Origin of the sequence: Kribbella sp. NPDC051718 (assembly GCF_040681515.1) — a bacterium.
Lineage (GTDB): Bacteria > Actinomycetota > Actinomycetes > Propionibacteriales > Kribbellaceae > Kribbella.
In genome coordinates, this window is record NZ_JBFAYZ010000006.1 from 119,153 (window position 1) to 137,424 (window position 18,272).

General features: G+C 68.8%; 15 protein-coding genes. 5 read left to right on the forward strand and 10 right to left on the reverse strand.

All coding sequences use genetic code 11. The features are described from left to right. Positions 1-16: 16 nt before the first annotated feature. Complete coding sequence (locus tag AB0M15_RS23135) at positions 17-2,401, reverse strand: caspase family protein (RefSeq protein ID WP_363822622.1); 2,385 nt, start codon at positions 2,399-2,401, stop codon at positions 17-19. Position 2,402: 1 nt separating this feature from the next. Then, positions 2,403-2,786 carry a hypothetical protein gene (locus AB0M15_RS23140; protein WP_363822624.1) on the reverse strand — a complete coding sequence of 128 codons (384 nt, stop codon included), beginning with the start codon at positions 2,784-2,786 and terminating at the stop codon, positions 2,403-2,405. Between the two features lie 649 nt (positions 2,787-3,435). Between AB0M15_RS23140 and AB0M15_RS23145 the strand changes: the two genes are divergently transcribed. From AB0M15_RS23145 to AB0M15_RS23155, 3 genes are all read left to right on the forward strand, one after another. After that, complete coding sequence (locus AB0M15_RS23145; protein ID WP_343963408.1) at positions 3,436-3,630, forward strand: hypothetical protein; 195 nt, start codon at positions 3,436-3,438, stop codon at positions 3,628-3,630. A 27-nt stretch (positions 3,631-3,657) separates the two neighbouring features. Then, entirely contained in the window at positions 3,658-5,007 is a 1,350-nt protein-coding gene (locus tag AB0M15_RS23150; protein WP_363822628.1) for an SPFH domain-containing protein, read from the forward strand. A 157-nt stretch (positions 5,008-5,164) separates the two neighbouring features. Beyond that, on the forward strand, positions 5,165-5,950 hold the full coding sequence (locus AB0M15_RS23155; RefSeq protein ID WP_363822631.1) for a M23 family metallopeptidase: 786 nt from the start codon (positions 5,165-5,167) through the stop codon (positions 5,948-5,950). Between the two features lie 47 nt (positions 5,951-5,997). Here the strand turns inward: AB0M15_RS23155 and AB0M15_RS23160 are convergent, their stop codons facing one another. The 8 genes from AB0M15_RS23160 to ffh all read right to left on the reverse strand — a co-directional run bounded on the left by AB0M15_RS23160 (position 5,998) and on the right by ffh (position 16,688). Beyond that, positions 5,998-7,128, reverse strand: coding sequence for a S1 family peptidase (locus AB0M15_RS23160; protein WP_363822633.1), 1,131 nt, complete (start codon positions 7,126-7,128; stop codon positions 5,998-6,000). Positions 7,129-7,229: 101 nt separating this feature from the next. Continuing rightward, entirely contained in the window at positions 7,230-7,868 is a 639-nt protein-coding gene (locus AB0M15_RS23165) for a response regulator transcription factor (protein WP_363822635.1), read from the reverse strand. After that, entirely contained in the window at positions 7,859-9,088 is a 1,230-nt protein-coding gene (locus AB0M15_RS23170) for a histidine kinase (protein ID WP_363822638.1), read from the reverse strand. Before AB0M15_RS23170 ends, AB0M15_RS23165 begins: the two co-directional genes overlap by 10 nt. 123 nt (positions 9,089-9,211) lie before the next feature. Continuing rightward, on the reverse strand, positions 9,212-10,603 hold the full coding sequence (locus AB0M15_RS23175; RefSeq protein ID WP_363822640.1) for an N-acetylmuramoyl-L-alanine amidase: 1,392 nt from the start codon (positions 10,601-10,603) through the stop codon (positions 9,212-9,214). 195 nt (positions 10,604-10,798) lie between these two features. Further along, positions 10,799-11,893, reverse strand: a complete 1,095-nt coding sequence (locus AB0M15_RS23180) for an amidohydrolase family protein (RefSeq protein ID WP_363822643.1) — start codon at positions 11,891-11,893, stop codon at positions 10,799-10,801. 152 nt (positions 11,894-12,045) lie between these two features. After that, positions 12,046-13,215: a lytic transglycosylase domain-containing protein gene (locus tag AB0M15_RS23185; protein ID WP_363822645.1), complete on the reverse strand. Its 1,170-nt coding sequence runs from the start codon at positions 13,213-13,215 to the stop codon at positions 12,046-12,048. Between the two features lie 364 nt (positions 13,216-13,579). Continuing rightward, positions 13,580-14,932: a lytic murein transglycosylase gene (locus AB0M15_RS23190; RefSeq protein WP_363822648.1), complete on the reverse strand. Its 1,353-nt coding sequence runs from the start codon at positions 14,930-14,932 to the stop codon at positions 13,580-13,582. Positions 14,933-15,125: 193 nt separating this feature from the next. Beyond that, positions 15,126-16,688, reverse strand: a complete 1,563-nt coding sequence (gene ffh / locus AB0M15_RS23195) for a signal recognition particle protein (RefSeq protein WP_363822651.1) — start codon at positions 16,686-16,688, stop codon at positions 15,126-15,128. A gap of 133 nt (positions 16,689-16,821) precedes the next feature. On the opposite strand from ffh, the gene AB0M15_RS23200 reads away from it, so the two are divergent. Together AB0M15_RS23200 and AB0M15_RS23205 are read left to right on the forward strand one after the other, a co-directional pair. Continuing rightward, the gene (locus tag AB0M15_RS23200; protein ID WP_363822654.1) at positions 16,822-17,259 is read left to right on the forward strand and encodes a hypothetical protein; all 438 of its coding nucleotides are present in this window, start codon (positions 16,822-16,824) and stop codon (positions 17,257-17,259) included. Between the two features lie 3 nt (positions 17,260-17,262). Further along, positions 17,263-18,261 carry a hypothetical protein gene (locus tag AB0M15_RS23205; RefSeq protein ID WP_363822656.1) on the forward strand — a complete coding sequence of 333 codons (999 nt, stop codon included), beginning with the start codon at positions 17,263-17,265 and terminating at the stop codon, positions 18,259-18,261. The last annotated feature ends 11 nt before the right edge of the window (positions 18,262-18,272 follow it).

Consider the following 18,272-nt stretch of genomic DNA (forward strand, 5'->3'; position numbering starts at 1 on the left):
TGTGCCAGATCGGACTCTACGTCGGCAGAGTCTGTGGTCGACGGGCCGCGGTGGCGACGCCGGCGATGACGAGCAGGTCGCCGAGCAGGCCGGTGAGCAGGACGGGGACGGAGTCACCCTCGGTCAGCGCCGGGACGACAGCGATCATCCCGATGATCGCGTAGGTGATGGTGGTCGCCGTCAGCCAGGTCCTGGTCCTTACGTCGGTCGCGGCGATGGTCAGCCAGCCGAGCGCGACGATGACGACGGGCTCCAGCAAGGCCAGCTTGGTGACGGTGAGGAAGCTGATCCCGTCGCTGTGCTTGATCGTCGCGCTGATCACCAAAACGATGCCCCCAGCAACGATCAACGCCGCCGCCGGCAGCTGGACCGGACCCAGCACCGGCCTCGGCAGCTTGAGCGCCACCAACAAGACGATGGTCATCACAAAAACGATCAGCCCGGCCACCAACCACTCCGCCGTCTCCTCAGCCGCCAGCCCACCGGCAAGAATCAGCACCCCATCCTCACCGATCGCCCCCACACACCCCAGCGCAATCCCCAACAAAACAAGGCTCCACCGCCCCGCCCACCGCACACCCAACCCCACCCCAAGTGCCACCACCGACGCCACCATCTCCGGATCAGACCACCCCCGGAACGTCCGCCATCCCGTATTTGAGTCATCCGACCAAACCCGCCGAGACTCAGCCACCCCCGGCCAGTTCACCACCACCAGCAACACACCCCCCAACACCAACACCCCCACAACCCACCAAGCCACCAAGCCACCCACCCCCGCCGATGCCCCCACGGAGTCAGGCTCTCCCCCAGACACCCCCGCCGAGGCGGACGCTCGCTCGGACCCCGAGGCGGACGCTCGCTCGGACCCCGAGGCGGACGCTTGCCCGGACGCTCCTGCCCGGGCGGACGCTCCCCCGGGCGCCGCTTCGCGGCTCGGCGTCTCCGCGGATGCGGGTTCGGATGCGGGTTCCGCCGCAGGCGGGTTGGCGGAGGCCGGCATCGCCGCCGGCCGGTTGGCAGAGGCCGGCTTCGCCGCCGGCCGGGTTTCGCGCGTGGTGGGCTGCGGGGCGGGCGTTGTGGGCTGCGGGGTTGCGGTCGCCGGTGGCGACGCTGGTTCGGAGGTCGGGGTCGCTGCGGTTGTCTGCGGGGTTGCGGTCGGGTGTGGGGGCTCCGGCTTTTGGTGGGCTTGGGGCGTGGTCTTCAGGCGCTCTTGCCGCTGCGCCGCAAGTTCATGCTGCGCAGCGGCCGGTGCTGCTGGTGTTACCTCCGGAGGCGCAGCCGGCTCGGGTGCCGGCGGCTCGGGGGTGGCTGGCTGCGGTGCATCTGCCTCGGGGACAGCACGCTCGGGATTGGCAGGCTCGGGTGCCGGCGGGTTGGGGGTAGTTGGGTGGGGTTGTAGTAGGGGTTGGAGGGTGGGTGGGGTTTCAGCTAGGGCTTGTTGGGCGGCTTGGGAGACTTTGCGGCTGTCGTCGGCGGTCATTTGGGTCAGGGCTTCGTAGGCGGCGAAGGCCAGGCGTTGGTCGTGGCCGGTTAGGCAGTCGCGGAGGTAGTCGACTACGCCGAAGCGGGCGGCTGACAGGGGGCTTGTCATCGCTTCTAGGAGTTCGGGGGCCAGGGTGCTGGGGGTTAGGCGGTGGGAGCGGGCTATCAGGAGTTCGCCTTGGGAGCCGAAGGTCCACATTTGAGGGTTCTGGTTGGGGGTTTTGCGGTGGACCTGGTCGGTGACGTAGCTGACCAATTCGGTGAGGCCGACCCAGCCGTCGCCGTCCTTGTCGGCGTCGCCGGATTTGAGGCCGTCTACGACAGCGCTGGTGAAGACGGACGGCTTCGGCGTACCGGAGGCCAATCGGCCGTCCTCGAAGGCGTACTCCATCGCGCTCGACGCGGTGACGACCACCCGCCCGCGCCCGCCACCGACCCCGTCTTGTCCGGCGAAGGCGTCACGTACCTGCGCCTCGCCGGCCGCCCGCACGACCAGCCCGCGCGGAAAAGCACCGCCATAGCAACAGTCGAGGAACAACGCGATCCGCTGCGCCCGGCTGTCCGCCATCTGCCGGTTCACGAAGTCCGCGGGCACCGCCGTCGACGCCAGCCGCGTCGGCTGGGTGTCGGCGACCGCGAGGAACAGTTCACCGGCCGCGTTCTTCAAACCGTGGCAGGAGAAATGCAGTAACAGCAGATCCTCCGGCGACCGATCCGAGAAGAAGTCCTCGACAGCGAACCGGATCGTCTGTGCCGACTCGTTCTCCAGCACCGTGACGTCGAACCCGCCGACCTCCGGATCACCCAGTACGCCGGCCAGCGCCGCCGCGTCGCGGGCCGGCGCCATCAGCCGGCTCAGCCCCGGGTTGGCGTAGTCCGCGTTGGCGATGACGAGAGCGTCCCGAGACCCAGCCATCTCACGCGTCCGTCCCCGAATGCTTGCGCACCCACGCGTCGACCAGCCGCTGCTGTACCTCGTCGGTCGCCCCGGTCAGCTCGATCGTGTCGCCGTCCATCGACAACTTGATCGTGTGCCCGCCACCGGATCGACGCAGCCAGTCCCGGACGACCGCCACCACCGCGCCGACCACCTGCAGCCCAGGCGCAAGCGAAACGCTCAGCACCCCGGCGATCGCGGCCAGCCCACCTCGCGTACCGGGTGGTGCCTCCCCATCGCGTACGTGCTCGACCGATCGGACGTCGAGCGTCAGCAACTCCTGGCGCAGCAACAGCGCCAGCTCCTCCAGCCGAGCCTCGTCCGCCCCGTCCTCGAGAACCCCGACCCGCACCTCGACCCCCATCGAACCTCCCCATCCCCCAGGCCGATACCCCAACCATGCGCCGCCGCCACCCCGACCACAAGGCGTTACACACCGACACGATCGGGACGCGTGATGGGCGATGGGTGGCGGTTGGCTCTGTGGATTCGGGGTTGGCGTGCGGTTCAGGGACTGTGGATCGCGTCGCCGGAGCCGCTGACCAGACCGGCCACGATGGAACGACCACCCCCAACGCCCGGCGCAGCCCGGCCCGGACCGGCACGCATACACAACTCCCGCGCCCACCCCCGACACGCCGAGGTAAGCGCTTGCCGACTGGGTTTGGTGTGCGCTGGCGGACCGCCAGCCCATCAAATGCCCCGCAAACCACCCCGACACGCCCAGCCAGACGTCACCCTCCGGGGGCTTTGAGGGGCTGACGGTCCGCCCATTGCCCTCGGCAAACAAACCCGGCCACCCCGGCGACCGCGGCCCCCGCCGCACGAGCCGCCTTGCCAAGGTGACCCATCGGCCCAGACTCCTCCGCGGGATCCGCGTAGCTGCGGAGACCGCGCACCACGGCACCCTCACCTCAGCACCCGCAATCACAGCCCGGCGACGACGAGGCCGGGCCCGCCGAGAACTAAGCTGCGGGAACCGTTTGGTGCAGGGGAAACGTCGGAGGGGCGTCATGGTTGGCAAGCGAGGACGCGTGATCGGCCGGATCGCACCGGGAATCGTCGGCGAGGTGATGCTGCCGGTCCGCGGTGCCACCGAGGCCTTCTACGCTTACCCAGCGGCCGACGAAGTGATCGAGGTCGGCACTCCGATCGTCGTGGTCGAGTACGACCCACCACGCACGGTCTACGTCGCCCGCGCCATCTGAATTAACCCTGTGTTCCCTGGAGGGGAAATGCTCTGGACGTACCTGGTCACCGGCGCCGTCGCGCTGGTGGTCCTCCTGATCCTGTTCCGGATGGTCTGGCGGGTGGCCGAGCCGAACGAGGCGCTGATCATCTCCGGTCTCGGCGCGCACTCGAGCCAGGAGCAGATCAACGAGACGCTCGGCTTCAAGATCGTCGTCGGCCGCGGTACCGCCGTACTGCCCGGCTTCCAGACCGTCCGCCGGTTGCCGCTCGACATCCGGGCCACGCCGCTGACGGTCACCTGCGTCTCGAGTCAGGGCATTCCGCTGCACATCAAGGGCGTCACGGCGTACAAGGTCGGTGACGACTACGGCTCGATCGCGAACGCGGCCCGGCGGTTCCTGGAGCAGAGCGACGAGCAGGTGATGAGCACGATCCACGAGCTGTTCGCCGGTCACCTGCGGGCGATCGTCGGTTCGACCACGGTCGAGGAGATGCTGCACGACCGGGAGACGCTGACCACGAACATCCGCGGCTCGCTGGCCGGCGACATGGAGAAGCTCGGCCTGGTGGTCGACTCGCTGCAGATCCAGGAGATCGACGACGAGTCCGGCTACATCAAGAACCTCGGCCGTCCGCAGGCCGCCGCCGTCGAGGCAGCAGCCCGGATCGCCTGGGCCGAGCGGGACCGTGAAGCCACCGAGCGCGAGCAGGTCGCCGAGGCGGCCAAGGCGGCCGCAGTACGGCAGAGCTCGATCGCCCGCGCCGGATACCAGGCCGAGGTCGACCAAGCCAACTCGAAGGCGTCGCAGTCCGGCCCGCTGGCCGAGGCACTCGCTCGCCAGGAAGTCGTGGTCGCCGAGACGGAGACCGCGAAGCTGAACGCGTCGCTGGCCGAGAAGCAGCTGGAGTCGTCGGTACTGAAGCCGGCCGACGCCGAGGCGTACCGGCAGCGTGCGTTGGCCGCGGCCGCTCGTGACGCCCAGATCGCCGGCGCCGAGGCACAGGCCCGTGAGGTCACTCTGCGCGGTGAGGCGCAGGCGAAGGCGACCGAGCTGAACGGTAAGGCCGAGGCGCTCGCCGTCCAGGCCAAGGCGATGGCCGAGGCGGCCGGTATCAAGGCGCGGGCCGAGGCCCTTGCCACGAACACCGATGCCGTCGTCGCCCAGCAGCTCGCCGAGGCGTACCCGGAGATCGTCCGGGCGGCCGCGTCGTCCTTCGAGAAGGTCGGCAGCATGGTCGTGCTGAACGGTGCCCAGGGCATCGAGGACACCCTGGTCAAGACGATCACGATGGGCGGCTCGGGCTTCGCGCTGGCCAAGCAGCTGATCGAATCGCTGTCCAGCAACGGCAAGACGCCGACCCTGGAGGCAGTGCCGGACGACACCCCGGCCTGACCTGGAAGGGAAGCCTTTCCACCACAGGTTAATCACTAACGATTCACTCAGGTGATCAGTTCCTAAGTCACGAAAGCTGCGCTAGCTTGTGAGCACATCACTCCAAGCGTCACGGATCTCACCATCCGTGACCGGTCGCCCCGAAGGACTGATCACCGTGCCCATCAGACGAATAATCGCCGTTCTGGCCTCGCTCGTGGTTGGTGCCGCCACCCTGGTGGCGGTACCGACCGTGGCGATGGCCGCGCCGAACTTCAAGGCCCCGTTCCCGTGCGGTCAGCGCTGGACCTACCAGCATCACTCCGCCGAGGTCCGCCGCGCCCTCGACTTCGTCCGTTCCGACGGCGGCGTCACCAACGGCACCCCGGTACTGGCCAGCGCCGGCGGTACAGCCACCCAGCACTCGCAGCCCAGCGGCGCCGGCAACTACATCGTCATCGACCACGGTGGCGGCTGGACGACCTACTACTTCCACCTCTCGTCGTTCTCGGTGGGCAACGGCGCACAGGTCAGCCAGGGCCAGCAGGTCGGCGTCACCGGGAGCACCGGCAACACGACCGGCCCGCACATCCACTACGAGCAGCTGTACAACGGCACCGGCCAGAACATCGTGATCAACGGTTCCGCCCTCGCCTACCCGGGCTCGTACAACCAGTACTATCTGACCAGCGACAACGGCTGTGGCAGCCAGCCCGGGAAGCCCTTCAACACCTGGGGTTCCGGCGTACGGGTTCGCTCCGACGCCTACCTGAGCTCCTCGGTGGTCGCCACTCTGAGCGGGCCGACCGCGGTACGGGTGCTCTGCCAGAAGCAGGGCGACACCGTGAACGCGGAGGGCTACACCAACAACTGGTGGGCCAAGCTGGCCAGCCCGGCCGGGTTCGTCAGCAACATCTACATCGACGATCCGAACGCAGTACTACCAGGCGTTCCGGTCTGTTGAGTTGAAGGAGGCCTGGCCCACACCCTGGGGGTGGGCCAGGCCTTCTGTCATGCCGTGTGCAGTGTGAGTCCGTACGTGCTCAGGATCTCGTTGACCGGCTGGAACCAGGTCTCGCCACCGCTGCTGCAGTTGCCCCAGCCACCGGACGTCACACCCTGGGCCTGGTCACCGGTGATGAAGGAACCACCCGAGTCGCCGCCCTCGGCGCACACGTTGGTCTTGGTGGCACCGTAGAAGAGCTGGCCGTTGCCGTAGTTGACGGTCTCGTTCTTGCCGGTGACCGTGCCGCAGTGCCAGTGAGTGGTCGACCCGCTGCGGCAGACCGACGTACCGATCGGGGCTTCCCAGGAGCCGCGGACCAGCGCGTCGCTGACCTGTCCCCAGCCGAGCACCGCCGGCACGGTCCACCAGCCGCTGTCGATCTGGACCCAGGAGTAGTCGTTGCCGGGGAACGAAGCACCCCGGAAGAAGCCCTGGTTCGACCCGTCCCAGCCCCACGTCCTGGCACCTACACCAGGCGAGCAGTGGCCGGCCGAGACGAATCCGCCGTACACGGAGAAGCCGATCGAGCAGCGGACGTTGCCGGTGTAGTACGGGTCTCCCCCGACTGTGCCGGCGGCGAAGGTACGCGGCGCTTGGGCCGCGACCTCCTGGACAGTGACCGCTCCAGCCTTGGCCAGCTTGGCCACGAAGGCGTTGACGGCCTGGGAACGCTTACCTGCTTGGACATTCACGACCACACTGCCTGTCCGCGGGTCAGCGGCCCAGCCGCTCACTGCGGCCGGGACTGCCTTCCCGGCCAACTTGTCGACAGCAGCCTTGCGCTGGTCGAGTTGCTTCGCAGTAGCCGGTACCACAGCCACGTCAGCGCCAGTGGCCCGTACTGCATCCGCTACGGCCGAACTGGTCACTCCGACCACCAGTCGCTGCCGCGCGGCGTCGTACCAGGTACCACCGAAGGCGGCTCCGGCAGCGCGCTGGGCGATCGGGACGAGCTTGGTGGCTGCCGACTCGGCCTTGAGACGGTCTTTGGCCTGCTGCGCGGTCAGGCCGAGGTCAGCCTGCATCGCAGCCTGCTGCTGAGGCACTGCGAGTGGCTGGTCAGGCGATGCGGCCATCGCTTGGGTTGGGACGGCTACCGCGCTCGCGACAAGCACGGCGACAGCAAATACCTTCATCGGACTCTCCTCACCTAGGGGCGGTTCGGTGCGGTGAGAGCGCTCTCGAAACCGAGAGTGTCCTAGTGACTACCAGTCGTCAAGGTGTTGACCGAAAGCGGTCAGAGTCCCAGGTGGGCAAGGACGGCGAGGACGCGGCGGTGGCCCGAGTCGGTCGGCGGCAGGTCGAGCTTGAGGAAGACATTGCCGACGTGCTTGTGGACGGCGCCCTCGCTGATCACCAGCTTCTGCCCGATTGCGGTGTTGCCGAGCCCCTCGGCCATCAGGGCGAGCACCTCGCGTTCGCGGGGCGTGAGGCGCTCCAGTGGATCGCTGCGCTTCACCATCAGCTGGCTGACGACCTCGGGGTCGAGGACGGTGCCGCCGGCAGCGACCCGACGTACGGCCTCCATGAACTCGTCCACCCGGGAAACCCGGTCCTTGAGCAGGTAGCCGACCCCCTCACTCCCCGCAGCCAGTAGCTCGGCGGCGTAGACCTCCTCGACGTACTGCGAGAAGACGAGCACCGGGAAGCCCGGGCGCAGCCGGCGTGCCTCGATCGCCGCCCGCAGGCCCTCGTCGGTGAAGGTGGGTGGCAGACGGACGTCGACCACCGCGATGTCCGGCTGGTGCTCGGCGACCGCCTTGGCGAACTCGTCCGCGTCACCGGCGACCGCGGCCACCTCGAACCCGGAGTTGCCCAGCAGCAGACCGAGCCCCTCGGCGAGGATCGGGTTGTCCTCGAGGATCACTACGCGCACGGCAGGATCACCTCGACCGTCGTCGGCCCGCCGATAGGGCTCTGCAGTTCGATCTGACCGTCGATGGCTTCCACGCGATGCACCATGCCACGGAGCCCGCTCCCCCGGCCCAGCAGGTCGCTCTCCTCGTTGATCCGGGCACCACCGATGCCGTCGTCGGTGACGGCCAGGTAGAGCTCAGAGCCGCGCCGCTCGAGCAGTATGTCGACGTGTCCGGCAGCGGAGTGCTTGGTGATGTTGGTGAGGGACTCGGCGACCACGAAGTACGCAGCGGCCTCTACTGGCGCCGGCACCGTCCCCAGGTCGCCTACGCGCAGCTCGACCGGGATCGGGCTGCGGGCGGACAGGGCCGAGACAGCACCGGCCAGGCCGCGGTCGGCCAGGATAGGCGGGTACATGGTCCGCAGTACGCCGCGCAGCTCCGTCATCGCCTGCTCTGCCCCATCCCTGGCGTCGTCGAGGATCTTGGCCGCCTTCTCCGGGTCATCTGCCATCGTCTGCTTGGCAATGCCGATCCGCATGGCCAGTGAGACCAGCTGGGCCTGCGTACCGTCGTGGAGGTCCCGCTCGATCCGGCGCAGCTCAGCACCGTGCGAGTCGACAGCACCGGCCCTGGTCCGGGTCAGCTCCTCCACCCGCTGGTTGAGCCTGGCAGTCTCCAGCTCCTGCGCGCTGGGGGCCAGCAGGCCGAGTACTGCTCTCGCATGTCCGCGGGCGGTCGCCGGGGCGACCCAGCCGAGCAGACCGATCCCGATGAGGATCTGGAGCGGGCCGAAGACCGATGCCTTCCACAACGAATCGATCGGAACGCCCAGAATGCTGGTGTCCGAAACGAACGGCCAGATCACCATGCTGATGACCGCCGAGGGGACCGCGGCGATGGCGAACACCGCCAGGAAGAGCTCCACGATGACGACCGGCGGCATCAACAGCAGCCGCAGGCTCCGTACGAACGACTTGTCCTTGAACAGCGTCACCACGTCGCCAGGCTGCCGCGGCAGGGCGTCCGGCAGCGGGACGGCCTCCGGCAGCTTCAGGTAGCGGGACGCACGGTACCGCTCGCTGTTGGCCAGCTTGACCAGCCCGGCAGTGGCACCGGGGATCACCCAGCCCAGCAGCAGGCTGATCGGCAGTGCGGCCAGCAGTGTGATGCCCTTCAGGTACCGGATGAACAGGTAGCCGCAGGCCGGGCCACCGCGGGCCAGGATCTTCGAGATCATCACAGGAGCCTTTCCGTTGTCGTCAGTATCGATCCTGACGCAACAGGGCGGCTCACGTCGGTACAGCAGGCTCTACTGTTCACCGGGGTGCCCGGGGCCGCATGGACCCCGGGCACAGGTGCACTACGGGCAGACCGGGACGCCGGGGAGCTTCGGGTTCGGGTCCTGGATGTAGATGTTGGACATGTAGCCGCCCTGATCGCGCAGCTTGGCCCACCAGTTGTTGGTGGTGCCCTCCGCGTTGACCGTGTCGCCCTGCACCTGACACGTCACGAAGACCTGCGTCGGGCCGGGCAGCTCGGTGATGATCGAGGCGGTCAGCTTCGGCGCCGAGCGGACCCGGACCCCGCTGCCGTAGGTGGTGAAGTTGTACGTCGGCGGGTTCGGGTCGCCGCCATTGACGAGCTGCATGTAGTAGGTCCAGTTCCAGTTCGGACCGGGGTCCGTGTGGGTCTGGTTGGGCAGCTCGGAGTGGCCCTTGATGTGCGCGCGGTCCTTCGGGATGCCGCGGCGCTCGGCGATGTTCCTGGTGACGGCCGCCGACGAGCGGTACATGGCGTCGGTGAACCAGGACGGCTGGTCCACGAAGCCCTCGTGCTCGATGCCGATCGTGTACGGGTTCTCGGTGCCGACGTGCCAGGCGGTGTCCTTCTCGGCCACCATCTGGGTGACCTGGCCGTCGCTGGACCGGATCACGTAGTGCGCGCTCACCTGGGCCGCTGAGTTCTTGAACCAGCTGATCGTGCCGGCGTACGAGCCCTGGGTGACGTGGATGACGATTGTGGTGATCGCCTTGGTCCGGCCGACCCGGTAGTTACAGGTGCAGGCCGCGTTCCAGATCGCGCCCGGGTAGTCGACCGCCTGGATCGACGCCGGGCTCTTGGTGCCGAGCGGGGCGACCTTGGCGTAGGCACCGCGGTCCGGGGTGACCTTCTTCGGTGCGGCGCCGACCGCGCCGACGCCCTCACCCATGATCCGGTAGACCTCGTCGGTGTAGAGCCGGCCGGTCGGGGCGTCCGCCGAATGCGAGTACTTGGCAACGACCGTGTACCACTTGGCCAGGTCCGTGCGGGCATCCCCGCTCAGGCCGGTCTGGTCGGCGTACGAGTCGAGCACGGCGGCGGCACCGGTGATGTTGGCGGACGAGTTCTTGGACAGCTGCTCGACCGGCAGGCCGGTCAGCTTGGCCGCCTCGGACAGGGTCCGGTTCTGCGGGTTGCTGGCGAGGTGCATCAGGCCGTAGCCGTTGTCCTGGCTGGGCAGGCCGTTGTGGCCGTCCAGGTGGGACTCGGCATAACCGATGCTGACCAGTACCTCGCGCGGTACGTCGTATTTGGCGGCGGCTGCGTCGAAGGCCGTTGCCAGGTCACCTGGCACAGCCGATCCGGTTTGCGGTCCTGTTGGTTCGGGCGCCGGCGCTGCGGTGCTGGGGAGCGCGCCGCTGAGGGCGATGGCTCCGGCAGCGGCTGCGGCGAGCAGCGCGGTCAGTCTGGGCACTCGGGCGGTCTTACCCATCGGGGTTCGTTCCTTCCCTTGCGACGTCCGTCGCGCCTCCCGCGACGGGCGTCCCACCGAGGGGCGTCGGCGGGTGCGACTCACGGTAGGGCAAAAACTTCCGCCTCGGCCAGTAGTTACGTGAATTTTTCCCGTCGCAGCATGAAATTGTTCGGTCACTCAGCTGTTTCGCCGTGATCCTGCCACTTTCGAGGGTCAGGGGCGGTAGACGCGGCCGCGCAGGACGATGCACTCGGGGTGGCTGAGGACGGCCGGGTTGGCGCGGGGGTCCTCGGCGTACACGACCAAGTCGGCCGGATTGCCGGGGCTGAGGTCGGCGGGGGCGCCTAGCCAGGTACGGGCCGACCAGGAGCCAGCGGCCAGGGCCTGCTCGCCAGTGAGGCCGATGCTGGTGAGGGCCTGGATCTCCTGGGCGACCAGGCCATGGCCGAGTACGCCGCCTGCGTCGGTGCCTGCGTAGACGGGGACGCCTGCCTCTACGGCGGAGCGCAGGGTGGCTTGGCGACGGGCGTACAGGTCGCGCATGTGGTCGGAGTACACGGGGAACTTGCTGGCGGCCTGGTCGGCGTACTGGGGGAAGTTCTCGAGCTGGATGAGGGTGGGGACGACTGCGACGCCGCGGGCGGCCATGTCGTCGAGCATGTCGGGCAGTAGGCCGGTGCCGTGCTCGATGCAGTCGATGCCGGCGGCCAGTAGGTCGGGCAGGGCGTGTTCGCCGAAGACGTGGGCGGTCACCCTGGCGTTTAGCTCGTGGGCTCGGGTGATCGCGGCAGTGAGTGCCTCCAGCGGCCAGCAGGCGGTCAGGTCGCCCGCATCGCGGTCGATCCAGTCCCCCACCAGCTTGACCCAGCCGTCGCCACGGAGGGCCTCCTGCTCGACGTACGCGACCAGCTCCTCCGGCTCGATCTCCCAGCCGTAGTTGCGGATGTAGCGCTTGGAGCGGGCGATGTGCCGGCCGGCCCGGATGATCTTGGGCAGGTCCTCCCGCTCGTCGATCCAGCGGGTGTCGGAGGCCGAGCCGGCATCACGGACCAGCAGGGCCCCGGCGTCACGGTCGACGATCGCCTGCTGCTCCTGTACGTCCCTGTCGACCGGGCCATGGGTGTCCAGCCCGATGTGGCAGTGCGCGTCCACCAGGCCGGGCACGATCCAGCCGCCGGTGTGGATCGTGGTGACGTCCGCAGTGGCGGGCCGGTCGACGACCAGCCCGCCACTGAGATGAAGCTCCTGCTGCTCCCCGGCCGGCAGAACCACCCCGGCGAGCCGTAGTACCCCGGTCTCGATGGTCATACGGCGACCGTAACCGGAACCGCACCCCCGCGAGTAACCCCGCTCTAGCTAGCGGTGCTCGGTGCGGTGGCTCGGCGTGCTGGGGCGAAGGCCTCGATGTCTTTCCATCGTTGCCTTTGCCCCAGTGAGACGAGGTGCCGTGCCGAGTGCCGCTAGCCGTGTGAGCCGCTGCCCTGGGTGCAGGGCGTGGGGTTCGTCTCGGCAGCGCACGGGGAGCCGGACGGGGTCTCGGTCGGCGTCGGGGTGTCGGTCGGGGTGGGCGTGGGGGTCGGTGTCGGCGTGGGCGTCGGAGTCGGCGTCGGGGTGTCCGAGGTCGGCGGCGGCGTCGGCTTGCCGGTCGGAGTGTGCGTCGGACGGCTCGTCGGACGACCGGTCGGCGTGCCGATCGGGTCCGGGATCGTCGGCGGCCTGTCGGTCGACGTCGGCACACTCGGCTTCGCGGTCGGCGGGACCGTGGTACCGGTGGTCGGGTCGTCCGGTACCTCCGGCACCTCGCGCGGGTCCACGTTGGTCTCCACGTTGCCGGTCGTCTTGGGCGTGGCCAGTTTGCCGGTGAGGTTCGGCACCAGGACCGCGCTCTTGCTGTAGACGCGCATCCAGCGCAGGACGGTGGCGACGAAGTCCTTGGAGTGCTGGTAGCGCAGCAGCGAGGCGACCAGATCGCGCGGGCGCTTCAGGTCGTCGCCCTCGGAGCACAGGTAGACCGCGACGGTGGTGACGGCGTCGTACACGTTGTTCGGGTTGCGGAAGCCGTCGCCGTTGCCGTCGGCGCCGAACTCGTTCCAGACGCCCGGCACGATCTGCATCGGGCCGACGGCGCGGTCCCAGACCAGGTCGGCGTCGTACCGGCCCTTGTCGGTGTCCTTGATCCGGCCGGTGCCGGCCTTGCCGTTCAGCACCGGGCCGAGCAGCTTGCCCCGGGTGGTGCCGGCCACGTCGACCTTGCCACCGGAGGCGTGGTCGGACTCGACCTTGCCGATCCCGGCCAGCAGCGGCCAGGTGAGCCCACAGTTGGGGCGGACCACGGCGAGATTCGCGGTGGCGCGACGGTAGGCGGGGAAGACCCCGCGGGGGATGCCGTTGACGGCACCGGGTCGTCCCGGCCGGACCACGGACCGGCCGTCGGTGGCGCCCTGGACGGGCACGTCGGCCCGGGCAGGCTTGTCAGATCCGATCCGGCCGTCCACTCCTGGACGCTGCGGGACGATCATGGTCAGTTCGTCGAATTCACCGCTGTTCAGTCCGGCTCCAGGCGAAGGAGCGACCGGACTGTCCGCCGCGAGCTGGCCGGAGGCACCGGCTCCGCCCGAAGCGACTGTCACGATCGCCCCTACCAGCAGGGGGGCCGTGCACAGTGAAGCGATGATTATTTTGACCCGACGGTTACCACTACGGGTTAGGCGCATAGTTCCCCCAACGACCCACGCGCCAGAAAGTTACCGAGGAACGACGGAAAGTTACCTGAGCCGATAGCCCAGCGGTCCGAGATTTGCGCCGAACGGCTGGGCGGCACGCTCAGCAGGGCCCTGCCGGACCGGTCGGATCAGCTCCGGCGATGGGAAATCTTAACGTTCACGACCCGATTCCGGGTCTCAGTGGCCGGTCAGTAGGCCGTTTCAGGCCAGCGTGGGGCCAGTGAGCCAGGCTAAGTCACCGTGCTCGGTCAAGCCGGGCCAGGGTGCCCGTTCAGGCCGGGGTGGAACTCAGCGAGGCGGCCGGCGTCGGGGTTTCCGTCTCCTGGGGCGCGGGGGTCGGAGTGTCCGTCTCCTGCGGGGCCGGGGTGGTCGGCGGCGCGGTGCAGCTCGGGGTCGGCGCGGGTGGCGCGGTCGGCGGCGGTGTCTCGTCCGGCTTGCACGGCGTCGGCGTCGTCGGAGGCGGCGTCGGGGTGGTCGTCGGCGGCGTCGTCGGAGTCTCCGTCGGCGGCGTCGTCGGCTTGGTGGGTGGCGTGGTCGGTGTCGTCGGGGAGGTCGGCGTCCCTGGCCTGGTCGGCACGGTCGTCGGCCTGCCCGGAGTACCGCCGTTCGGGCCCTTGGTCGGCTGGGTCGTCTTGCTCGGCGTCGGCTTCGGCGTCAGCGTCGGGGTCTTGCTCGGCGTGGTGGCCGGGGTGGTCGGCGGCGTCGTCACCGGCGTGTTCGGCGGCGGGGTCGGGTCGTTCTGCACGTTGCCGTTGTCGTCCGGCGGGGTGATCGGGTCGGTGCTGTCCGGGATCGTCACCGTGGTGTTGCTGTAGGTCTGCATCCAGCGCAGCACCGTGGACACGTAGTCCATCGAGTGGTTGTAGCGCAGTACCGCCTGGACCAGGCCCGCCGGATCCTTCAGGTTCGCGCCGCCGGCGCAGAGGTAGTCGCCGGCCGCGCGGGCCGCGTCGAAGATGTTGTGCGGGTCCTTCACGCCGTCGCCGTTGCCGTCGGCGCCGAAGGACGCCCAGGTACCCGGGATGAACTGCATCGGGCCGACCGCGCGGTCCCACTTGGTGTCGCCGTCGTACACACCGTGGTCGGTGTCGGCGATCGCCGACATCCCCGGGCCACCGTCGAGCACCGGACCGAGGATCTTGCCGCGGGTGACGCCGTTCGCGTCGACCCGGCCGCCGCTCGCGTGGGCGGACTCGACCTTGCCGATACCGGCCAGCAGCGGCCAGGTGATCCCACAGTTGGGCTGTGCCACGGCCAGGTCGTTCGCAGCCTTCTGGTACGCCGCGAGCACCGTGCCCGGGATGCCGGACGCGTCACCGCTGACACCGGGAGTCGGCTGCTGCGGGCTGTCGACCGCCCCGGTGACCGGGACCTCGATCTGGGACTTCTGCTCGGTCGGGATGCTGCCGTCGACGCCGGGACCGGACGGGAGGTCACCGGCGAGTTCGTCGAAGACCTGGTCCTGGCGCGGCTGACTCAGCGCCTGGGCGTCGACGATGAACGTGTTCGAAGTGACCCCACCGGCCACGAACACGACGACCAGGGCCGTCGGCGGCGCAATACAGACCCAGACAGCGGTCAGCTTGCCCCGCCACGTGTCCAGGTTCTTGAACTGCTGCCTCATCCAGACCGTCCCTCACGACGTAATCCGCAGTACCTGAGTGCTTCGGGCGTAGTCACGATCTTAGCCGTCAGTGGGGCCTGGGCAACCGTGGACGATCGGGCCCGTGTTGCTGCCCGATGGGAGACTTGCGCTCTGTGACCGATCCGTGTAATAGGACCGGCCGACTACCTGGCGTGGCGGCCGGCGCTCCCGATCAGTTCCCGCCGAGCATCTTCTTGAGGTCGTCCGGGAGCTCGAAGTTCTCGCCCGTACCACCGCCGCCGAAGGCTGCCGGGAGCTGACCGGCCGCGGGGGCCGCCGGCTCGCTGGAGCCCTGGTTGGCGCGCTTGGCCGGGTTGCCCGAACCGCGCTTGGGCTTGCCCTTCTTGGCCTGCTGCTTCGCCTTACGGCCGCCCGCGCCCGCTCCCGGCATGCCGGGCATACCGGGCATCCCCGGCATTCCCTTGCCGGACGCCATCGCGGACATCATCTTGCGGGCCTCGAAGAACCGCTCGACCAGACCGCTGACGGTGGCCACCTCGGTGCCGGAGCCGTTCGCGATCCGGAGCCGGCGAGAGCCGTTGATGATGTTCGGATCGGTCCGCTCAGCCGGCGTCATCGAGTGGATGACCGCCTCGATCCGGTCGATCTCGCGCTCGTCGAAGTTCTCCAGCTGGTCCTTGAACTGGGCCGCGCCGGGCAGCATGCCGAAGATCTTGGTCAGCGGGCCCATCTTGCGGACCGACTGCATCTGGGCGAGGAAGTCGTCCAGGGTGAACTCCTTGCCACCCTTCTTCTGCAGCTTGGCGGCGGTCTTGGCCGCCTCCTCGGCGTCGAACGACTTCTCCGCCTGCTCGATCAGGCTCATCACGTCGCCCATGCCGAGGATGCGGGACGCCATCCGGTCGGGGTGGAAGACGTCGAAGTCCTCGAGCTTCTCGCCGTTGCTGGCGAACATCACCTGGCGGCCGGTGACCTGCGCGATCGACAGCGCGGCACCACCACGGGCGTCACCGTCGAGCTTGGACAGCACCACGCCGTCGAAGCCGACACCGTCGAGGAAGGCCTGCGCGGTGGTGACCGCGTCCTGGCCGATCATCGCGTCGACGACGAACAGGATCTCGTCCGGGGTGACCGCGTCGCGGATGTCCGCGGCCTGCTTCATCAGCTCCTCGTCGACACCCAGCCGGCCGGCCGTGTCGACGATGACGACGCTGTACTGCTTGGTCTTCGCCTCGGCCATCGCCTGCCGGGCGACCTCGACCGGGTCACCGACGCCGTTGCCAGGCTCGGGCGCGAACACCGGTACGCCGGCGCGCTCACCGACCACCTGGAGCTGGGTGACCGCGTTCGGGCGCTGGAGGTCGGCGGCGACCAGCATCGGGGTCTGGTGCTTGGTCTCCTTCAGCCACTTCGCGAGCTTGCCGGCCAGCGTCGTCTTACCGGCGCCCTGCAGACCCGCGAGCATGATCACCGTCGGCGGCCGCTTGGCCATCCGCAGCTCACGCGTCTCACCACCGAGGATCGTGACGAGCTCCTCGTTCACGATCTTGATCACCTGCTGCGCCGGGTTCAGCCCGCCGCGCACGTCGGCGCCGCTGGCCCGCTCCTTGACCGCCGCGATGAAGTCCTTCACCACCGGCAGCGCGACATCGGCCTCCAGCAACGCGATCCGGATCTCCCGGGCGGTCGCGTCGATGTCGGCGTCGGTCAGCTTGCCCTTGCCGCGCAGATTCTTGAAGGCGGCGGACAGGCGATCAGAAAGCGTGTCGAACACGAGAACACAGTCCGTTTCTTCCGGTGGAGCAGAACGTCACCAGTACCCCCAGGCAACTCCCCGAGTCTACCGGCCCCCCAACCCTGTGGATAACTCCCACCACACCCCACCCCCACTAGCTATCGTCTTCCCCATGCCCCTGGACCTGCACGCCTTCAACAACGCGTTCCTGCGTGCCCGCGACAGGATTCGCGAGCAAGGCGCCGACATCGCGGCAGAGCAGGAGAAATTACGAGCTCTGGTCCCCGACGATGCCTCGGCGGACGACCTCGCCTTCGCGCTCGGAATGGCCGAGGACCTGGCCAAGCCGGAGCCGCCACCGCGCCAATGGAGCGCCCTTTACCACGAGGCGGGCCAGATCCACGCCGACTCCTACCCCGTCGACGGCACCACCGAGGAAAAGATCGCAGCTCTCGAAGAAGCCCGCCGCAAAATCTGGGCCATCGCCGATCGAGCAGCACCCGACGAGGCGCCGCACATTCGCGCGATGACGCGAGTGCTGGAGCACATCGAGAACGAATTGCGCGATCCGACCTTTCCGCTGGACGGCTACCAGCCACCAACGGACTGAGCGATGGCCGACCGCCTCGTCCCTCGCGATTCGGCCGTCTATCAGGAATTCTCGCGGCTCTACAGACTCGCCCGCAGCCTGCGGCCCACCTCGGTCGATCGCTGGAGCGGGACGCTTTACGCCACCGACTCCGAGCGCTGGGGAGCGTTCTCCGGCAAGACCGGCGACATCCGCCTGTCAGCTGACCGCACGCTGCGCCATCTCACGGGCTCGACATCACTGACAGACCCCGCGGACCAATCACAGGCGCTGGCCACAGTGCTGCATGAGGCAACCCATGCTGGGATGGCGACGGATGCACCGGACGAGCCGAACGCCGTACGGTCTGAGCACTCACTCGGCTTGATAGAAGGTTTCGCCGAGGTCCGCACTCTGCAGGACTTCGCCGCGTTCGCACGCCGCGCCGGGTATCCAGGACTGGAACTGCCCACGCCCAGCTATCCCGGAGCCTACGCGGCGACCCAGAATCTCCTGCACCAAGTCTCGGGCCCGGCCAAGGATCGCCTGGCCATCATCGAGGAGGCGTCCCACGGCCCTGGTGTGATGCATTTCGATCAGCTCGCGGACGGCGTAGTACGGAATCGGCTGAGCGACGTTGTGCCGTTCCATCAGGAGCACCGACGGCAGGTCCGTGCAGCGCTGATCGGGGCGATGGCGCACCGGGCCTGGCCGCTGCTCAAGGACTCGCCGACCGAGACCGGAGTAACTGTCGCGGAGGAGATTCGGCAGAAGCTGAATTCGAAAGTTGAGGAGATTCGTCGGCATTATCGCGGTGGGGGCGCGGATGTGCTTCCGGTGAGTTATCCAAATCCGGCGGGTGAGCGGCGGGCTGGGTGGGAGCGGTCGGGTGAGGCGGGGGCGCAGATGCGGTTCTTGGAGGGGCAGGCGCCGGCGGCGGGGGCGGTGCGGCGGGGGCAACCGTTGGGGGACGGTGCGCGGGGTCGGGGCGGTGGTTCGGGGCGTGAGGGGCCGGGGCGGGGTGGGGGGCTGGATCGGGGGTGATGGGTCGGGGG